Consider the following 16,948-nt stretch of genomic DNA (forward strand, 5'->3'; position numbering starts at 1 on the left):
GCCCACGCATCGGCTTGCGGCCCGGCCTCTGCGTCCACTATAGTGACGGAATGCAGCAAGATGATCTCGACAACCGGATCGGCGCCCGCATCCGCGCCGAACGCGAAAACCGCGGCTGGTCGTTGACCGAACTGGCCGAACGGGCGGCGGTCTCGCGGGCGATGATTCACAAGGTCGAACGCGGCGACAGCAGCCCGACCGCCAACCTGCTGGGCAAGCTGTCCGGCGCCTTCGGTCTCAGCATGTCGACGCTGATGGCGCGGGCCGAGGCGGCCGGCGGGCAGCTTCTTCGCCGCGAGGACCAACCGCTCTGGACCGACCCCGAGACCGGATACCTGCGCCGTCAGGTCTCGCCCCGCACGGATCTGCCAGTCGAGATCGTTGAAGTCAGCCTGCCGGCCGGCGCGGAAGTGCCCATGCCGGCCTCGGCCTTTGCCTTCATCCGCCAGATGATCTGGGTGCTCGAGGGCGATCTGACCTTCGTCGAGGGCACGACCCGCCACGAATTGCAGCAGGGTGATTGCCTTCGGCTCGGGCCGCCAGGTGACTGCATCTTCCGCAACGAGAGTGCCCATGCCTGCAGCTATGCGGTGATCCTGCTGCGCGACAGCTGACACCTGCCACCGCTTGACAGTTCGTCCATCATAGTGGACTATCCGCGCAATATGATAGCGGACGGAACGATCATGCAGATTCGCGACGCCGAGGAAGCCGACCTCGAAGGGGTGATGACGATCTATAACCACGCGGTCGAGCACACGACGGCGATCTGGAACGACCGCAAGGTCGACCTGGCCAACCGCCTCGCCTGGCTGGCCGACCGGCACCGCGCCGGCTATCCGGTGCTGGTCGCCGTGGACGCGGACGGAACGGTTCTGGGCTATGCCTCGTTCGGGGATTGGCGCGCCTTCGACGGCTATCGCCACACGGTCGAACATTCGGTCTATGTCCGCGACGGTCAGCACGGCAGAGGCATCGGAAAGGCACTGATGGAGGCGCTGATTGCCCGTGCCCGGGCGCTTGGCAAGCATGTCATGGTCGCCGGGATCGAGGCCGAGAATACTGGCTCGATCCGGCTGCACGAGAAGCTGGGCTTCGTGCAAACCGGTTTGCTGCGCGAGGTGGGCACGAAATTCGGTCGCTGGCTGGATCTGGCTTTCCTGCAGCTTGTGCTCGACCAGAGTGCCACGCCCGACCCGGTGCGGAGGGAATGATGCCGCTTGTCACCCTCGGCCTCCTCATCGCGGCAGGTGCCGCACTGGTTGCGCAGAACCTGCTGATGGCTCGAATCACCGGCTCGGTCTCGACGGTGCTGATCGCGCTGGTGATGAACTCGGCGGTCGGGCTGGTGCTGCTGTCGCTACTGCTGCTGCGCAAGGCCGGGATCGGCGGCATCGGCGAGATCGTCACCGCCTTCCGCCCCTGGTTCCTGATCCCGGGCCTGCTGGGGTCGTATTTCGTCTTTGCCAGCATCACCGGCTACCAGCGCCTCGGCGCGGCGCCGACCATCGCCATCCTTGTTGCCAGCCAACTGGTCATTGGGCTGGCCTGGGATCTGACTCGCTCGGGCAACCTGACGCTTCAGGGCATTCTGACCGCCGCCCTCGGTGCAAGCCTTCTGGTCGCCGGCGTGGTCATCATCCTGTCGCTCTATCGCTGACAGGCCGGAACCGGATCAAAACGTCAAGGAAAGGGAGTGCAGGATTTCAGCCAAGTGCTGGTCGGGGCGAGAGGATTCGAACCTCCGGCCTACGGTACCCAAAACCGTCGCGCTACCAGGCTGCGCTACGCCCCGAACCTGCGCCTTCTAGCGTGGTGGGCGGCGCGGGGAAAGGGGTCACTCGCAGGAAATCGCCGCCTGCGCCGGATCGATCGCCGGATGCGCCATGACCTGGCCGGTATAGATGCCCAGCCTCTCGGCCTCGCCGCCGGCGATCTCCAGCACGAAGAGACGCAGCGGATCGGGATCGCCCACCGCCGCGCCGGGGATCGGGGTTTCGTCCAGCGGACGGGCATTCGGGTGGATATGGCGCACCTTGCCGGTCGCATCCATGAAGATGATGTCCAGCGGGATCAGGGTGTTGCGCATCCAGAAACTGGCGGGCTGCGGGGTTTCGTAGATGAACAGCATCCCGTGCTGGGGTTCCAGTTCGCGCCGGAACATCAGCCCCTGCGCGCGCTCGGCCGGGTCATCGGCGATCTCAACGGCGATCGGCAATTGCCCCTTGTCGCTGACAAGGATCGCCTGCCCCGGATCGCATTGGACTGCAGCAAGCTTCGGCGACAGCGCCACGGCATCTTCCGGAACGAGCGTGCCGCCAAGGGCCAGCAGCATCGCGGCAAGGCCGGTGATCCGCACCCGATCGTTCATCCGCGCGACCGGCCCTCAGCCAACCGCGAGATGCGAGGTCACACCGCTCGGCGTGTCATCGCCCGAGGCCGGTTGATCCGAACCGGCGGCCGATCCCTCGGCCGCAACCTCTGCGTCATGCTGATGCAGGACATCGTCCCAACTGGCGACCTGCGCGGCCATCAGGCCCCGCGGCCCCTCGACCACGCGCAGCGACACCGCCTCGCCCACGGTCAGATCGGCAAGGCCGGAATGGCGCAGGACCTCGATATGCAGAAAGACGTCATCGGCCCGACCGAAGATATTGGCAAAGCCGAAGCCCTTGGCCTTGTCGAACCATTTGACCCGGGCCGGCTGCAGCGGCAGGGCATGAAGATTGTCGATGACGGATTGCGGCAGATCCGCGATCGGCGGCACACCGTGGCTTTCCGGCGGGTTGATCGCGTAAACCTCGACGGCCTGAAGGCCGCGCGTCGTGGTCAGCACACGAACCGTCACCTGGGAATTGTCGGCAACCGACCCTTGGCCGAAATTGCGCAGCACATTGGCGTGCAGCAGGATGTCGGGACCACCTTCGTCATTGTAGATGAACCCATAGCCCTTGGCCGGGTCGAACCACTTGATCAGTCCCGTGACAGTCTTCTCATCAGGGTTGTCCCCGGTCATTCTGCGATACTCTTCCTTGCCGCACCTTCTACACGCGTCCATACGAAACTACGCCCACCTGCGGCCACCATCAACATCCGTCAGCAAGATTGCCGTAGGGTAAATTTCTACGCATTCCTAACCATTTCGGCAGCTTGACGGAGTCAATTAACAATAAGTGAACCGGTCCGTCAAGTTTATGGAGCCAAACGCTCGATCTGCCAAGGCCTTTCGTCAGTCTCCCGATTCCACCTGAACCGGTCGTGCAACCGGAAGGCACCATCCGCCCAGAACTCGATCTGCACGGGCCGGATACGGTAACCACCCCAGAACGGAGGCCGCGACGGACTGAGCCCGTGCCGCAAACCTTGCCGCGCCACCTCGGCCAGCAGCGCCTCGCGGCTGGCGATGGGCCGCGACTGCGGCGAGGACCAGGCACCGATGCGACTTTGCAACGCCCGGCTGGCGAAATAGGCATCTGCCTGCGGCCCTTCCTCCCGGCTGACATGGCCCCGCACGCGGATCTGACGACGTAGCGATTTCCAGTGTATCACGAAAGCGGCCTTGCCTGTCAGATTTAGTTGTCGGCCCTTGTCACTTTCGTAATTCGTATAGAAAACAAACGCCTGCGCCTCGATTTCCTTCAGCAGCACCATCCTCACATCGGGCATCCCATCACCATCGACCGTCGCCAGCGCCATGGCGCTGGGGTCATTGGGTTCGGTCGCCTCGGCCTCGGCCAGCCAGCGCTGCGCGATGATGAAGGGGTCCTCGCCCGCAAAGATGCCGTCCCGTCCTGCCATCACCTCTCCCCCGGGCGCTTGATGCGCCCCAACCTTTGGCCTAATCACATCCCAAAAGGTTGAAAGCGCGAGGAACCCCCCCATGTCAAGCGAGCAGAACACCGGATTGATGGCCGGCAAGCGCGGTCTGATCATGGGCCTAGCCAATGACAAGTCGATCGCCTGGGGCATTGCCCAGGCCGTGGCCGCCCAAGGCGCGCAGCTGGCATTCTCCTACCAGGGCGATGCGCTGAAGAAGCGGGTGGACCCGCTGGCGGCCGAGGTCGGCTCGTCGCTGGTCCTGCCCTGCGATGTCGGCGACGAGGCCTCGATCGATGCACTTTTCGCGGCGCTGAAGGCCGAATGGGGCACGCTCGATTTCGTCGTCCACGCCATCGGCTTTTCCGACAAGGAACAGCTGCGCGGGCGCTATGTCGATACTACGCGCGACAACTTCACCATGACCATGGATATCTCGGTCTTCTCCTTCACCGCCATCTGCCAGCGCGCGGCGGCGATGATGCCCGAGGGCGGCAGCCTGCTGACGCTCACCTATTACGGCGCCGAGCGGGTCATGCCGCATTACAACGTGATGGGCGTGGCCAAGGCGGCGCTGGAGGCAAGCGTGCGCTACCTGGCCGAGGACTTGGGCAAGGACGGCATCCGGGTGAACGCGATCTCGGCCGGCCCGATCAAGACGCTGGCCGCCAGCGGCATCGGCGACTTCCGCTATATCATGAAGTGGAACGAGCTGAATTCGCCCTTGCGCCGCAACGTGACCCAGGCCGATGTGGGCAAGTCGGCGCTGTACCTGCTGTCGGATCTCGGCTCCGGCGTCACCGGCGAGACCCACCATGTCGATGCCGGTTACCATGTCGTCGGCATGAAGGCGGTGGATGCGCCGGATATCGCCACCGTGGTGAAGAATCACTGAGGCCGCGCCCCGCGGCACCGGCCCATGGATATTTGAGCGAGAAAGAAGCCCGATGGTGGTGACCCTGGCGCAGCTGGCGGTGTTTGTCGGCACGCTGGCCGTGGCGATCCTGTCGCCCGGCCCCGGCGTCATTGCCGTCAGCCAGAGCGCCTTTGCCATGGGCCGTGCCCGCGCCCTGCCCTATGGCTGGGGCTTGGCGGTGGGCGCTTCGCTCTGGTGCCTCTTCGCGCTGCTGGGGCTGACGGTCCTGTTCCGGGTTGTCCCCTGGACCTTCGTGGCGCTGAAGGTGCTGGGCGGGGCCTACCTGGTCTGGATCGCCTGGAAGATGTGGCGCCATGCCGCCGACCCCCTGCCCGACCCGGCCGAGAAACGCTATGGTGCCGGCTTCTGGGGCGGCATGATCCTGAACCTCTCGAACCCGAAACCGGCGCTGTTCTATTCCGCCGTGTTGCTGTCGATCTTCCCGGCGGCGCTCACGGCGGCGGACAAGGCCGTCATCTACGCCACCGCATTGACGGTGGAACTGGGTTTTTATACCGCGCTGGCGACGCTGATGGCTTTGCCTTTGCTGCGGCGACGCTATTATGCGGCGAAATTCTGGATCGACCGGGTGGCGGCGGGGCTGATCGGCCTGTTGGGCCTCTCGCTGATCCTGCGCCATTGAAGGAGAAGACCATGATGGACCGTCTGCCCCACGAAAAGGGTTTCCATGTCAGCTGGGAACAGCTGCACCGCGATGCGCGCGCCTTGTCCTGGCGGCTGGATGGCACCGACTGGCGCGCCGTGGTCGCGGTGACGCGGGGCGGGCTGGTGCCGGCGATGATCGTCGCCCGCGAGCTGGACATCCGCACCATCGACACGATCTCGATCCGTTCCTACAAGGGCGTCGGAACCGAGGCCGGCCAGGGCCAGCTGGAAGTGTTGAAAAAGCCCGATGACGCGCTGATGGGCGATGGCGAGGGGATTCTGGTCGTCGATGACCTGGTCGATTCCGGCCGCACGCTGGAGCTGATCCGCGAGATGTATCCCAAGGCCCATTTCGCCACCGTCTATGCCAAGCCCAAGGGCCGGCCGATGGTCGAGACCTATGTGACCGAGGTGAGCCAGGACACCTGGATCTTCTTCCCCTGGGACATGGCGCTGCAATATGTCCAGCCCTACCGGGGCGAGGATTGATCCAGCATCTCGCGGCCCGTCGCGGCCCGCTGCACAATCTCTTCGAGGCCAGCCTTGCCCTGAAGGGGGTCTTTGCGGCGCTGGAGAGTCTGGCCGGGGCGGCGCTTCTGTTCATCACCCATGGCGCTATCCTTGGCGCCGTGGACTGGCTGACCCGGAACGAGCTGATCGAGGACCCCTCGGACCCGCTAGCCGCGCACGCGGTGCGGCTGGCGGATCGCTTCAGCGCCGACAGCCAGCATTTCTATGCGATCTACCTGTTGACCCACGGGCTGGTGAAGCTGGTGGTGGTGCTGATGCTGCAACGCCGGATCACCATGGCCTACCCGCTGGCGATGGCGGTCTTTGCCGGCTTCGTCGCATACCAACTGCACCGCTGGAGCGTGACCGGCTCGCCGATGATGCTGGCGCTGTCGGCGTTCGACGCGCTGGTGATCTTTCTCACATGGCGGGAATGGCGGGCGGGGAAGGCCTAGCCATTCCCCCGCACGAACCGCGCTGCATCCTCGGCGGCACGTTGCAACGCCCGGCTCTTGTTCACCGTTTCCATGAACTCGGCCTCGGGATCGCTGTCATAGACCACGCCGCCGCCGGCCTGGATATAGAGCTTCTGGTCCTTGATGACCCCGGTGCGCAGCGCGATGCACATGTCCATTTCGCCATTGGCGGCGAAATAGCCGACGGCGCCGGCATAGACACCGCGCTTTTCGGGTTCCAACTCGTCGATGATCTCCATCGCCCGGACCTTCGGCGCGCCCGAGACGGTGCCGGCGGGCATCCCGGCCAGCAGCGCCGACAGCGCATCCTCGCCCTCGCGCAACTCGCCCACCACGTTCGAGACGATGTGCATGACATGGCTGTAGCGTTCGACGATGAACTGCTCGGTGGGCGTCACGGTGCCGATCTTCGCCACCCGGCCCACGTCGTTGCGGCCGAGATCCAGCAGCATCAGATGCTCGGCCAGTTCCTTCTTGTCGCCCAGGAGATCGGCCTCGAGCGCCCGGTCCTCGGCCTCGTCGGCGCCACGCGGGCGGGTGCCGGCGATCGGGCGGACGGTCACCTCGCCATCGCGCAGGCGCACGAGGATCTCGGGGCTGGCGCCGACGATCTGGAAGCCGCCGAAATTCAGGTAGAACATGAAGGGCGACGGGTTGGTGCGGCGCAGGCTGCGGTACAGCGCGAAGGGCGGCAGCGGGAAATCCATCGACCAGCGCTGGCTGGGCACGACCTGGAAGATGTCACCGGCGCGGATGTAATCCTTGGCCTTCTCGACCGCCGCCAGATAGTCGGCTTTGGTGAAGTTCGAACGCGGCTCGCCTACCACGGCGGCCTCACCCAAGGCGCGCGGTTCGGCCGGCTGGCGGTCAAGCGAACGCAGCGCCTCCATCACCCGCTCGGCGGCCTGGGCATAGGCGGCGCGGGCCGGAACGGCGCCATCATACCATGCGGGGGCACAAAGCGTGACCTCGCCCTTCACCCCGTCCAGAACGGCGACGACCGAGGGGCGCAGAAGCACCGCATCGGGCAGGCCCATCGGGTCGGGGTTCACATCGGGCAGCCGCTCGACCAGCCGGATCATGTCATAGCCGAGATAACCGAAGAGACCCGCCGCCACCGGCGGCACGCCGGAAGGCATCTCGATCCGGCTTTCCTCGATGAGCGCGCGAAGGCTGTCGAGTGCCGGGCGATCCTCGGCCACGAACTCGGTCGAGAAGCGCGCCTGACGGTTGATCCGGGCCTTGCCGTCGCGGCAATCCCAGATCAGGTCGGGCTTCATCCCGACCACCGAGAAGCGGCCACGAACCTCGCCGCCCGTCACCGATTCCAGCATGAAGCTGTTCGGCGCGGCCTCGGCCAGTTTCAGCATCAGGCTGACCGGCGTATCCAGATCGGCGGCCAGCCGGATGGTCACCAGCTGGTTGCGGCCCTCGGCCCAGCCCTGTTCGAAGGCGGTGAAATCCGGCGACAGCTCCATTACTGGACCATGGTCTGGGCGGCGCTGATGGCCGACTGGTTCAGCTGGATGCCGCTTTCCGCCTGCACGCTGCGGACGTAGTAATCGAACAGGTCGTTCTGCAGCGACTGTTCCAGCCGCTGGCGGACGGTATCGGCCACTTCGGTTGCGGCTTCGCCGGTCATGTCGGCCTCGTGGATGGCGTCGAGCGTCACCAGGAACACCCGGTCCTTGGCATCGACCACATGAGTCAGGCCCGGTTCGGTCATGGCAAAGGCCTGCGCCACCAGCTCAGCCGGGGTGCCGTCGATCCAGCCGTCGCGGGTCAGCGCCTCGACCTGCTGGCCCGCCGGCGCCGCGGCTTCTGGGACGGCTTCGGGTGCGGCAGCTTCGGTCCCCTCGCCCTCGGTGGCTGCCTCGGACTCAGCGGCAGGCGCATGGGACGTAGCCGGCTCGGTCGACATGGCCTCTTCCTCGGCCAGCGCCAGAAGCATCCCGTGCGTTTCCGAGGCGATCCAGTCTTCGGCCACCGCATCGGCAACCTCGTCGAAGGGCTTCAGCGTCGGCGGCACGATCTCGTCGAGGCGCAAGGCAAAGACGCCGCCATCATCCAGCTGGTAAAGCTGCGGGAAATCGCCCTCGGTGATCGCGGCAGCGCGTTCGCGGAAGGACTGGTAGCCATCGATCCCGGTATGCTGGGGCGCGGCAGCCGCGTCGAAATCGATCTGGCCCAGTTCCATCGGGGTTTCCTCGGCCACGTCTTCCAGCGAGGCGCCCGAGGCCAGCATGTCCTCGAAATCGCCGCTCTGGTCCTCGATCATCCGGGCGGCGCGATCCGCCGCCGCCTCGCCGCGCAATTCGTCCTGCGCCGCGTCAAAGGAAATATCCACCGGGTCCAGAATGGCGTTCATCGAGAAGAGTGCCGGGCCCAGATCCGACTGGAACGGACCGACCACGCCGGGCTGTTCCAGCGCAAAGACGGCCTCGCCGGTCTCGCCGCCCAGATCCTCCTGCGACAATTCGCCCAGTTCGATATCATCCAGCGTCAGCCCGCGTTCCAGAACCACCGCCGCGAAGGGCACCTCGCCCGCGTCGATCCGGGTCTTGGCCGCCTCGGCATCCGCCATCGTCGGGAAGACCAGCCGGCCGACCATGCGGCGCTCGGGCTGCTGGAACTCGGCGATGCGGCGGTCGTATTCGGCGCGCAGCGCGGTCTCGTCCAGCTCGACCTCGCCCTCGAGCATGTCGGGGGTCAGCCAGACATAGGTGATCTTGCGCAGTTCCGGCGCGGTGAAGCGGTCGGCATTGGCCTGGTGCCAGGCCTTCAGCGTGTCGTCATTCGGACGCTCGACCGGCCCGGCCAGCTGGTCGGCGGTGATCTCGCGCCAGGTGACATCGCGGCTTTCCAGCATCCAGCGCACGGTCTGGTCGACGGCGGGCTGAGGCGCGGGGGCACCCGTTGCCACGGCGCGCTGCAGGATCAGCCGCGCCTCGTCTTCGCGGATCTGGCCCTCGAACTCGCCCTCGTCCATGCCCTGACGGCGCAGCATCTCGCCATAGGCGGTGCGGTCGAACTGGCCGTTCGGGCCGCGGAAGTTCGGGGCCTGCATGATGGTGTCGGCGACCTTCTGGTCGCCCACCGAGACGCCGATCTTGCGCGCCTCTTCCGACAGGGCGGCGGCGGTGAACAGCTGCGACTGCACTTGCTGCGTCAGGCCGATGGATTCCGCCTGCTGCACGGTGAAGGGCTGGCCGGTCTGCTGGCTATAGGCGTTGATCTGGTTCTGCAGCGCGCGGGCATATTCGCCGGCGGTGATCTTGGTGTCTCCGACCCGGCCGACCTCGGTCTGGCCGCCGCCGAAATTGGTGACGCCAAAGCCGCCCAGCCCCAGCACGAGCATCCCCATCAACACCCAGACGATGGTCGATTTGCCCTTGGTCCGCAGATTAGCCATTACGCGCGTCTCATCCTGTCAAACTTCTGCTGTCTGGGCGTCTTTAGGCCCCACCCGGCGGGACGACAAGGCCCTGCGACCCCGCGCCCACGGCATCGTCAGCCCCGGCTAGGCCGTAAAGGCTGCCAGCCGCTGCCCCAGTTCGGCGATACCCGCCGCATCGGCATTGGCGAAGGCAATACGGAAATGCGCCGCGCCCTCGGCATCACCCTCGGGCATGAACATGGTCCCGGGCAGCGCCAGCACCCCCGCCTCGCGCACCAGGCGCGGCGCCAGATCAGCCGAGGTGGCGGCAAAGGGATGGCGCAGCCAGGCGAAATAGGCGCCGCAGCTGCGCAGCTCCCATCCCGGCAATTGTGACAGGACCCGCGTGGCGGCGGCGCGGCGGGTCAGGATCTCGGCCCGTTCTCCGGCCAGCCAGTCGCGCAGGTTCTGCATCCCCCAGAGCGCGCCGATCTGGCCCAACTGCGAGGTCGAGATGGCGACGGTGTCCAGAAACTTCTCGGCCTCGATCATCCGCGCCTGCCCCGCGATCATCGCGCCGACACGATGCCCGGTCAGGCGATAGGCCTTGGAGAAGGAGTAGAGTTGGATCAGCGTTTCCCCAGCCCCCTCGCGCGTCAGCAGGTCATGGGGCGCACCCTCGCGCGCATCGAAATCGCGATAGGTCTCGTCCAGCACCAGCGCGATGCCATGCGCACGGCAAAGGTCATAGAAGCGCGTCAGCAGCCCCTCGGGATATTCCGCCCCGGTCGGGTTGTTCGGCGTGACCAGCACGATGGCGCGGGTGCGGGGCGTAATCAGCGCCGCTGCCGCCTCGGGGTCGGGCAGCATGGCGGCGTCGCAGGCCAGCGGACGGGTGACAATGCCCATCATGTCGAGCCACATCTTGTGGTTGAAATACCACGGCACAGGCAGGATCACCTCGTCGCCTGCCGCCGCCAGCATGGTCATGGCGGTGCAGAAGGCCTGGTTGCATCCTTGCGTGATCGCCACCTGCTCGGGCGCGACACTTGCGCCATAGCTCTGCGAAAACTCCTCGGCCACCGCCTGCCGCAGATCGGCATTCCCCAGCACCGGCCCGTAAAGATGCGCGTCCGGCCGGTTCAGCGCGGCCTCGGCAATGGCACGGCGCAGCCCCTCGGGGGGCGGATCGACCGGGGCGGCCTGGCTGACGTTGATCAGCGGCCGGTCGGGCGGGAAGGTCACACCGTTCAACCAGCGCCGCGCCTCCATCACCGGGGGGCTGAAGGTGGCGGCAATGGCGGGATTGGTCGGTGCGGACATGTCAGTTCCGTTCAAGGAGATTGAGTTCGGTAAGGTCGGGCGGCGTCGAAAGGTCGAGCGCAGGAGCGGGGGCGGCGCTGGTTTGCGACGGGGCTTCGGTCGGGGCTTCCGCGACGGGTGTCGGTGCGGGTTCCTCTGCGGGCTCGACCGCCACCAGTTCGGACGCGGGTTCCGGTTCCGGCTGCGGTTCCGGCTCAACCGGCGCTGGCTCGACGACCTCTGGCTCTACCGGCGCGGCTTCGGCCTGCACCTCGGGCAGCGGGGCGACCGGATCAGGCAGGTCATCGGGTGCAGCGGCATCGGCCAGACCCGCCGGAGCAGCCGCCAGCGACGGCGCCCCGCGCGACAGAACGCCCGACAGGTCCGGCGCCTCCTCGGCCTCGGGCGCGCTCAACCGGCTGACCGAGATGCGGTCGGCGGCAGGATCGGGCATCTGGACCGGGGCGGCCGAGGAAACCGGCGCAGGCTCGGCGGCGGGCGCGACCACGGCGGGGGCCTCGGTCAGGCTAGCACTGGCGGCGGGAGCGGCAGGAATGGCCGGAACCGGCGGGGCCAGGTCGGCGCTGCGGGCAAATTCCGATCCGACCGGCAGGTTGACCGATCCGGCCTGCGGCGCAGGATCGGCAGGGCCGTCAACCGGGGTCTCGGCGGGCGACAGCGCCGCAGGTTCGGGCGCAGGTTCGGGCGCGGGTTCGGGCGCGGGTTCGGGGGCAGGCTCGGGCACGACCGCAGATTCGGGTGCCGCCTCGACGGGTTCGACCGGCGATGCGGTCTCTGCCGGCGCCTCGACCGGCGCCTCTGCCGGCTGTTCCGGCTGAGGTTCGGACACCGGCACCGCCAGCGCCAGCGCCAGCAGCCCCGCCGCACCGGCAAGCCCGCCATGGATCAGCCCGGTCCCGAATCCCTTTGCCATCCGCCTCGTTTCCCTGCTGGCCGGGCTTGACCCCCCGGCGCGCTTTGGCCCATCTATAGCGGGTCCGAAATCCGGGGGAAACCGCCCCCGACCCCAAGCGCGAAGGTCCGGCCATGACAGCCCCCCGTATCCTGCTGATCGACAATTACGACAGCTTTACCTGGAACCTCGTGCATTATCTGGGCGAGGCCGGGGCCGAGGTGACCGTTCACCGCAACGATGTGCTGACGGTCGAACAGGCGCTGGCACTCAACCCTGACGGCATCGTGATCTCGCCCGGCCCCTGCGATCCGGCACAGGCGGGCATCTGCCTGCCGCTCATTCGCGCCGTGGCCGAGACGCGCATCCCGCTTCTGGGCGTCTGCCTCGGCCACCAGGCCATCGGCGAGGCTTTCGGCGGCAAGATCGTCCGCGCCAACCGCATCCTTCACGGCAAGGTCGACGAGATCCTGCATGACGGCACCGGCGTTTTCGAGGGCCTGCCCTCGCCCTTGAAGGCAACCCGCTACCATTCGCTGACGGTCGAGCCGGAAAGCCTGCCCAACTCGCTGCGCGTCACCGCCCGCTCGGATGACGACACGATCATGGGGCTGGTCCACGAGGCGCTGCCGATCGAGGGCGTGCAGTTCCACCCCGAATCCATCGCCTCGGAGCACGGGCACGAGATGATCCGCACCTTCCTTGGCCGCTGCACCCCGCGACGCGAGGCCGCATGATCACCGATGACATCCGCCCGCTGATCGGCCTTGCCGCCAGCCGCCCGCTGACCGGCCCCGAGGCCGAGGCCGCCTTTTCCGCGCTGTTCGAGGGCCGCGCCACCCCGGCGCAGATCGGCGGCCTGCTGATGGCGCTGCGCGTGCGCGGCGAGACGGTGGACGAGATCGCCGCCGCCGCCCGCGCCATGCGCGCCCGGATGAACCGCATCCATGCGCCCGACGGCGCCATCGACATCGTCGGCACCGGCGGCGACGGCAAGGGCACGCTGAACATCTCGACCGCCACGGCTTTTGTCGTGGCCGGTGCGGGCGTGCCGGTGGCCAAGCATGGCAACCGCAATCTCAGCTCGAAATCCGGTTCGGCCGATGCGCTGAGCCAGATGGGCATCAACGTGCTGGGTGGCCCCAAGGTGGCGCAGGAGGCCCTGGACCGCGCCGGCATCTGCTTCATGATGGCGACCATGCACCATCCCGCGATGCGCCATGTCGGCGCGCCGCGCACGGAGCTTGGCACGCGCACGATCTTCAACCTGCTGGGTCCGCTGACCAACCCGGCCTCGGTGCGGCGGCAGCTGACCGGCGCCTTCTCGCGCGACTGGATCCGGCCTATGGCCGAGGTGCTGCGCGATCTGGGTTCGGATGCCGCATGGCTGGTCCATGGCGGCGATGGCACCGACGAGATCAGCATCGCCGGCCCCAGCTATGTCGCGGCGCTGAAGGACGGCCAGATCACCGAGATCGAGGTGACGCCCGAGGATGCCGGCCTGACCCGCCACCCGTTCGAGGCGATCATCGGCGGCGAACCGGCGCATAACGCCGCCGCCTTCCGCGCGCTGCTCGACGGCGAGGCCAGCGCCTATCGCGATGCGGTACTGCTGAACGCCGCCGCAGCGCTGGTCATCGCCGACCGCGCCAGCGACCTGCGCCAAGGCGCCGAGATCGCCCGCGAGTCGATCGACAGCGGCGGCGCCAAGGCCCGGCTTGTTGCCCTGTCCGAGGTCACCGGCCCGCCCGAGGCATGATCCCGCCCGCCGCTTGGGCGCATCTGCCCTTCTTCCGCGAGGACTGGCCCGCGATCCGCGACCGGCTGGCCGCAGCCCCGGACTGGCTGCCCGGCCCCGATCGCCTTTTCGCCGCGCTTGCCGCCACCCCGCCCGAACGGGTGCGCGTGGTGATTCTGGGTCAGGACCCTTATCCGACCCCCGGCCATGCCAATGGCCTTGCCTTCTCGGTCGCCCCCGACATCGCCCTGCCCCGGTCGCTGAAGAACATCTTTGCTGAACTCCGCGAGGATCTCGGCAGCGCGCCGCAGACTGGCGACCTCACCCCTTGGGCCGAACAGGGCGTGCTTCTGCTGAACACCTCGCTCTCGGTCCTGCCCGGTCAGGCGGGCGTTCATGCGAAATGGGGCTGGGACCGCCTCGCCCGTCAGGCCGTGGCCGAGGCGCAGCGCCATGCCCCGCTGGCCTTCCTCCTCTGGGGCAACCACGCGCAGAAGGCGCTGGCCGGCTTGCCTCGGCCGCAGGATCTGCTGATCGAAACCGCCCATCCTTCCCCACTCTCGGCCCGGCGTGGCTTCTTCGGCTCGCGCCCCTTCAGTCGGATCAATGACTGGCTGACGGCGCAGAACCGCGCCGCGATCAACTGGACCCGCTAGCGTCTTTCTCGCCCCAATACCCCCGGGGGAGTCCGGGCAGAGGACGGGGGCAGCGCCCCCTTCCTTTGCCGCGGCAGCAAGGGTAGAACCAGACCATGCATATTCTCGACAAGATCAAGGCCTACAAGCTGGACGAGATCGCGGCCGCCAAGGCCGCGCGTCCGCTGGCCGATGTGGAGGCCGCCGCCCGCGCCGCCGACGCCCCGCGCGGCTTTGCCGCCAGCCTGACGGCCAAGGCCGCCCAAGGCCCGGCGCTGATTGCCGAAATCAAGAAGGCCAGCCCCTCGAAAGGGCTGATCCGGCCCGATTTCGACCCGCCGGCACTGGCGCGCGCCTATCAGGCCGGCGGCGCCGCCTGCCTGTCGGTGCTGACCGATGGCCCGAGCTTCCAAGGCGCGCCCGAATTCCTGACCGCCGCCCGCGCCGCCTGCGACCTGCCGGTCTTGCGCAAGGATTTCCTCTATGACCCCTATCAGGTGGCCGAGGCGCGCAGCTGGGGTGCCGATTGCATCCTGATCATCATGGCCTCGGTCGATGATGCGCTGGCTGCGGAACTCGAGGAGGCGGCCATTCACTGGGGCATGGATGCGCTGATCGAGGTGCATGACGGCGAGGAACTGGATCGCGCGTTGCGATTGAAATCGCCGCTGATTGGTATAAACAACCGCAATCTCAAGACCTTCGACCTGTCTCTTGATGTAACGCGCAAACTTGCGCCGCGCGTTCCGGCGGATCGGGACCTGGTCTGCGAAAGCGGATTGTTCACCCCCGCCGACCTCGCCGCGATGATGGCCGTCGGCGCCCGCCGCTTCCTCATCGGCGAAAGCCTGATGCGGCAGGCCGATGTGACCGCGGCCACCCGCGACATCCTTGAGGTGGCTACATGAGCCTGACGCATTTCGACGCCGCCGGTCAGGCGCATATGGTCGATGTCTCGGACAAGGAATCGACCGCGCGCGAGGCTGTGGCCGAGGGCTGCGTGGTGATGGCGCCCGAGACGCTGGCCCTCGCGCAGGGCGGGGCGAAGAAGGGCGATGTGATGGGCGTTGCCCGTCTGGCCGGGATCATGGGGGCCAAACGCACCGCCGATCTGATCCCGCTCTGCCATCCGCTGCCGATCACCAAGGTCGCGCTGGACCTGACCCCGGATGCCAGCCTGCCCGGCATCCGCGTCACTGCCACGGTGCGCACCGCCGGCCAGACCGGGGTCGAGATGGAGGCGCTGACCGCCGTGTCGGTGGCCTGCCTGACCATCTATGACATGCTGAAAGCCGCCGAGAAGGGCATGCGGATCGAAAATATCCGGCTTCTGCGCAAATCCGGCGGCAAGTCCGGCACCTACGAGGCCGGGGCATGATCTCCGTCGACGAGGCGCTTGCAAGGGTTCTGGCACTGGCCCCTGCGCCCGAGGGCGAAGAGATCGCGATTGCCGATGCCGTGGGCCGCTCGCTCCTGGCCCCGGTCGCCGCGCGCCTGACCCAGCCCCCTTTCAACGCCGCCGCGATGGATGGCTATGCCCTGCGCGAGGCCGATCTGGCGCAGCCGCTGCGGGTGATCGGCGAATCCGCCGCCGGGCATCCGTGGCAAGGCGAGGCCCTGCCCGGCACCGCGATCCGCATTTTCACCGGCGCCGCCGTGCCGGAAGGCTATGACCGCGTGGTCATGCAGGAAAACACCGCGCGCGAGGGCGATGTTCTGACTGTCACCGATGCCTCGGGTGGCAGCCATATCCGCCCGCGTGGCAATGATTTCTCGGACGGCGACCGCTTCGATCCGCAGCGTCCGCTGACCCCTTCGGACATTGGCCTCTTGGCCGGGATGAACATTCCCCGTGTCACCGTCGCCCGCCGCCCGCGTGTCGCGGTGCTGGCCACGGGCGACGAGTTGCTGCGCCCCGGCGAAATCCCCGGACCGGGCCAGATCATCTGCTCGAACGACATCGCCGTGGCGGCCCTGGCCCGCGCCGTCGGCGCCGAGGCCGAGGTCCTGCCCATCGCGCGCGACACCGAGTCCAGCCTGCGCGACAGCTTTGCCCGCGCGGCGGAGGCCGATCTTCTGGTCACCATCGGCGGCGCCTCGGTCGGCGATCACGACCTGGTCGGCAAGGTCGCCGGCGAGCTGGGCATGGACCGCGCCTTCTACAAGATCGCCATGCGACCGGGCAAGCCGCTGATGGCCGGAACCATCGGCCAAACCGCCATGCTGGGACTGCCGGGTAATCCTGTTTCATCAATCGTTTGCGCGATCATCTTCATGCAACCTCTCATCCTGCGGATGCAGGGGCTACCGGGCCTTGTGCCCACGCTGAAAGGCCGGCTGGCCAATGACCTGCGCCCCGAGGGGCCGCGCCAGCATTACCTGCGCGCGACGCTGAGCCCGGGCGAGGACCTGCCCCGCGTCACCGCCTTCGGCGACCAGGATTCCGCGCGCCTTGCCCTGATCTCGCAGGCCGATGCGCTGATGATCCGTCCCGCGAACGATCCCGCCCGCAAGGCCGGCGAAGTGGTCGAGTTCATCCCGCTGCGTTCCTGAAGGTTAACCTTTTGTTCACGGCTGGCGGTGCAGATTGTTGACGTGAT

At 67.3% G+C, this 16,948-nt stretch carries 20 protein-coding genes and 1 tRNA gene; 13 read left to right on the top strand and 8 right to left on the bottom strand.

The genetic code is table 11. The annotated features are described in order from the left end of the window. Window positions 1-50 precede the first annotated feature (50 nt). The 3 genes from CX676_RS06410 to CX676_RS06420 all read left to right on the top strand — a co-directional run bounded on the left by CX676_RS06410 (window position 51) and on the right by CX676_RS06420 (window position 1,660). Complete coding sequence (locus CX676_RS06410) at window positions 51-614, top strand: helix-turn-helix domain-containing protein (protein WP_101751877.1); 564 nt, start codon at window positions 51-53, stop codon at window positions 612-614. Between the two features lie 72 nt (window positions 615-686). Further along, window positions 687-1,214 (top strand): GNAT family N-acetyltransferase, encoded by a 528-nt coding sequence (locus tag CX676_RS06415; protein WP_101751878.1) that lies wholly within the window; start codon window positions 687-689, stop codon window positions 1,212-1,214. Beyond that, on the top strand, window positions 1,214-1,660 hold the full coding sequence (locus CX676_RS06420) for a DMT family transporter (protein WP_232816602.1): 447 nt from the start codon (window positions 1,214-1,216) through the stop codon (window positions 1,658-1,660). Before CX676_RS06415 ends, CX676_RS06420 begins: the two co-directional genes overlap by 1 nt. Before the next feature lie 58 nt (window positions 1,661-1,718). Here the strand turns inward: CX676_RS06420 and CX676_RS06425 are convergent. The 4 genes from CX676_RS06425 to pdxH form a co-directional block, all read right to left on the bottom strand. Continuing rightward, window positions 1,719-1,795: transfer RNA gene (locus CX676_RS06425), tRNA-Pro, on the bottom strand. 42 nt (window positions 1,796-1,837) lie between these two features. Further along, window positions 1,838-2,371: a DUF192 domain-containing protein gene (locus tag CX676_RS06430; RefSeq protein ID WP_101751880.1), complete on the bottom strand. Its 534-nt coding sequence runs from the start codon at window positions 2,369-2,371 to the stop codon at window positions 1,838-1,840. Between the two features lie 15 nt (window positions 2,372-2,386). After that, complete coding sequence (locus tag CX676_RS06435) at window positions 2,387-3,016, bottom strand: cold-shock protein (protein WP_101751881.1); 630 nt, start codon at window positions 3,014-3,016, stop codon at window positions 2,387-2,389. Between the two features lie 176 nt (window positions 3,017-3,192). Then, window positions 3,193-3,798, bottom strand: a complete 606-nt coding sequence (pdxH, locus tag CX676_RS06440) for a pyridoxamine 5'-phosphate oxidase (RefSeq protein ID WP_101751882.1) — start codon at window positions 3,796-3,798, stop codon at window positions 3,193-3,195. Between the two features lie 82 nt (window positions 3,799-3,880). On the opposite strand from pdxH, the gene fabI reads away from it, so the two are divergent. Genes fabI through CX676_RS06460 form a run of 4 tightly spaced genes read left to right on the top strand, consistent with a single transcriptional unit; the run spans window position 3,881 to window position 6,363 of the window. Next, a complete protein-coding gene (gene fabI, locus CX676_RS06445; RefSeq protein WP_101751883.1) occupies window positions 3,881-4,711 on the top strand; it encodes an enoyl-ACP reductase FabI in 831 nt (276 codons plus the stop codon). Window positions 4,712-4,763: 52 nt separating this feature from the next. Then, window positions 4,764-5,375 (top strand): LysE family translocator, encoded by a 612-nt coding sequence (locus CX676_RS06450; protein ID WP_101751884.1) that lies wholly within the window; start codon window positions 4,764-4,766, stop codon window positions 5,373-5,375. An 11-nt stretch (window positions 5,376-5,386) separates the two neighbouring features. Continuing rightward, window positions 5,387-5,887 (top strand): xanthine phosphoribosyltransferase, encoded by a 501-nt coding sequence (gene gpt, locus CX676_RS06455; protein ID WP_101754181.1) that lies wholly within the window; start codon window positions 5,387-5,389, stop codon window positions 5,885-5,887. Then, entirely contained in the window at window positions 5,884-6,363 is a 480-nt protein-coding gene (locus CX676_RS06460; RefSeq protein ID WP_157935862.1) for a DUF2127 domain-containing protein, read from the top strand. The genes gpt and CX676_RS06460 overlap by 4 nt, the downstream gene beginning before the upstream one ends. Here CX676_RS06460 and trpE read toward each other — a convergent pair. The 4 genes from trpE to CX676_RS06480 form a co-directional block, all read right to left on the bottom strand. Further along, on the bottom strand, window positions 6,360-7,862 hold the full coding sequence (trpE, locus tag CX676_RS06465) for an anthranilate synthase component I (protein WP_101751886.1): 1,503 nt from the start codon (window positions 7,860-7,862) through the stop codon (window positions 6,360-6,362). The two genes, CX676_RS06460 and trpE, sit on opposite strands and share 4 nt — an antisense overlap. Further along, on the bottom strand, window positions 7,862-9,796 hold the full coding sequence (locus CX676_RS06470; protein WP_232816603.1) for a peptidylprolyl isomerase: 1,935 nt from the start codon (window positions 9,794-9,796) through the stop codon (window positions 7,862-7,864). Before CX676_RS06470 ends, trpE begins: the two co-directional genes overlap by 1 nt. Before the next feature lie 108 nt (window positions 9,797-9,904). After that, a complete protein-coding gene (locus CX676_RS06475; RefSeq protein WP_101751887.1) occupies window positions 9,905-11,083 on the bottom strand; it encodes an aminotransferase in 1,179 nt (392 codons plus the stop codon). 1 nt (window position 11,084) lies between these two features. After that, window positions 11,085-11,996: a hypothetical protein gene (locus CX676_RS06480; protein ID WP_101751888.1), complete on the bottom strand. Its 912-nt coding sequence runs from the start codon at window positions 11,994-11,996 to the stop codon at window positions 11,085-11,087. 113 nt (window positions 11,997-12,109) lie between these two features. Between CX676_RS06480 and CX676_RS06485 the strand changes: the two genes are divergently transcribed. The 6 genes from CX676_RS06485 to CX676_RS06510 all read left to right on the top strand — a co-directional run bounded on the left by CX676_RS06485 (window position 12,110) and on the right by CX676_RS06510 (window position 16,901). After that, window positions 12,110-12,712 (top strand): anthranilate synthase component II, encoded by a 603-nt coding sequence (locus CX676_RS06485; protein WP_101751889.1) that lies wholly within the window; start codon window positions 12,110-12,112, stop codon window positions 12,710-12,712. Beyond that, window positions 12,709-13,734, top strand: a complete 1,026-nt coding sequence (gene trpD, locus CX676_RS06490; RefSeq protein ID WP_101751890.1) for an anthranilate phosphoribosyltransferase — start codon at window positions 12,709-12,711, stop codon at window positions 13,732-13,734. The genes CX676_RS06485 and trpD overlap by 4 nt, the downstream gene beginning before the upstream one ends. Beyond that, the gene (locus CX676_RS06495; protein WP_101751891.1) at window positions 13,731-14,369 is read left to right on the top strand and encodes a uracil-DNA glycosylase; all 639 of its coding nucleotides are present in this window, start codon (window positions 13,731-13,733) and stop codon (window positions 14,367-14,369) included. The genes trpD and CX676_RS06495 overlap by 4 nt, the downstream gene beginning before the upstream one ends. A gap of 95 nt (window positions 14,370-14,464) precedes the next feature. Continuing rightward, window positions 14,465-15,256: an indole-3-glycerol phosphate synthase TrpC gene (gene trpC / locus CX676_RS06500; RefSeq protein WP_101751892.1), complete on the top strand. Its 792-nt coding sequence runs from the start codon at window positions 14,465-14,467 to the stop codon at window positions 15,254-15,256. After that, a complete protein-coding gene (gene moaC / locus CX676_RS06505) occupies window positions 15,253-15,726 on the top strand; it encodes a cyclic pyranopterin monophosphate synthase MoaC (RefSeq protein ID WP_101751893.1) in 474 nt (157 codons plus the stop codon). The genes trpC and moaC overlap by 4 nt, the downstream gene beginning before the upstream one ends. After that, on the top strand, window positions 15,723-16,901 hold the full coding sequence (locus tag CX676_RS06510) for a molybdopterin molybdotransferase MoeA (protein ID WP_101751894.1): 1,179 nt from the start codon (window positions 15,723-15,725) through the stop codon (window positions 16,899-16,901). Before moaC ends, CX676_RS06510 begins: the two co-directional genes overlap by 4 nt. The last annotated feature ends 47 nt before the right edge of the window (window positions 16,902-16,948 follow it).

This window comes from Paracoccus zhejiangensis (assembly GCF_002847445.1).
In the GTDB taxonomy this organism is placed as follows: Bacteria; Pseudomonadota; Alphaproteobacteria; order Rhodobacterales; family Rhodobacteraceae; genus Paracoccus; species Paracoccus zhejiangensis.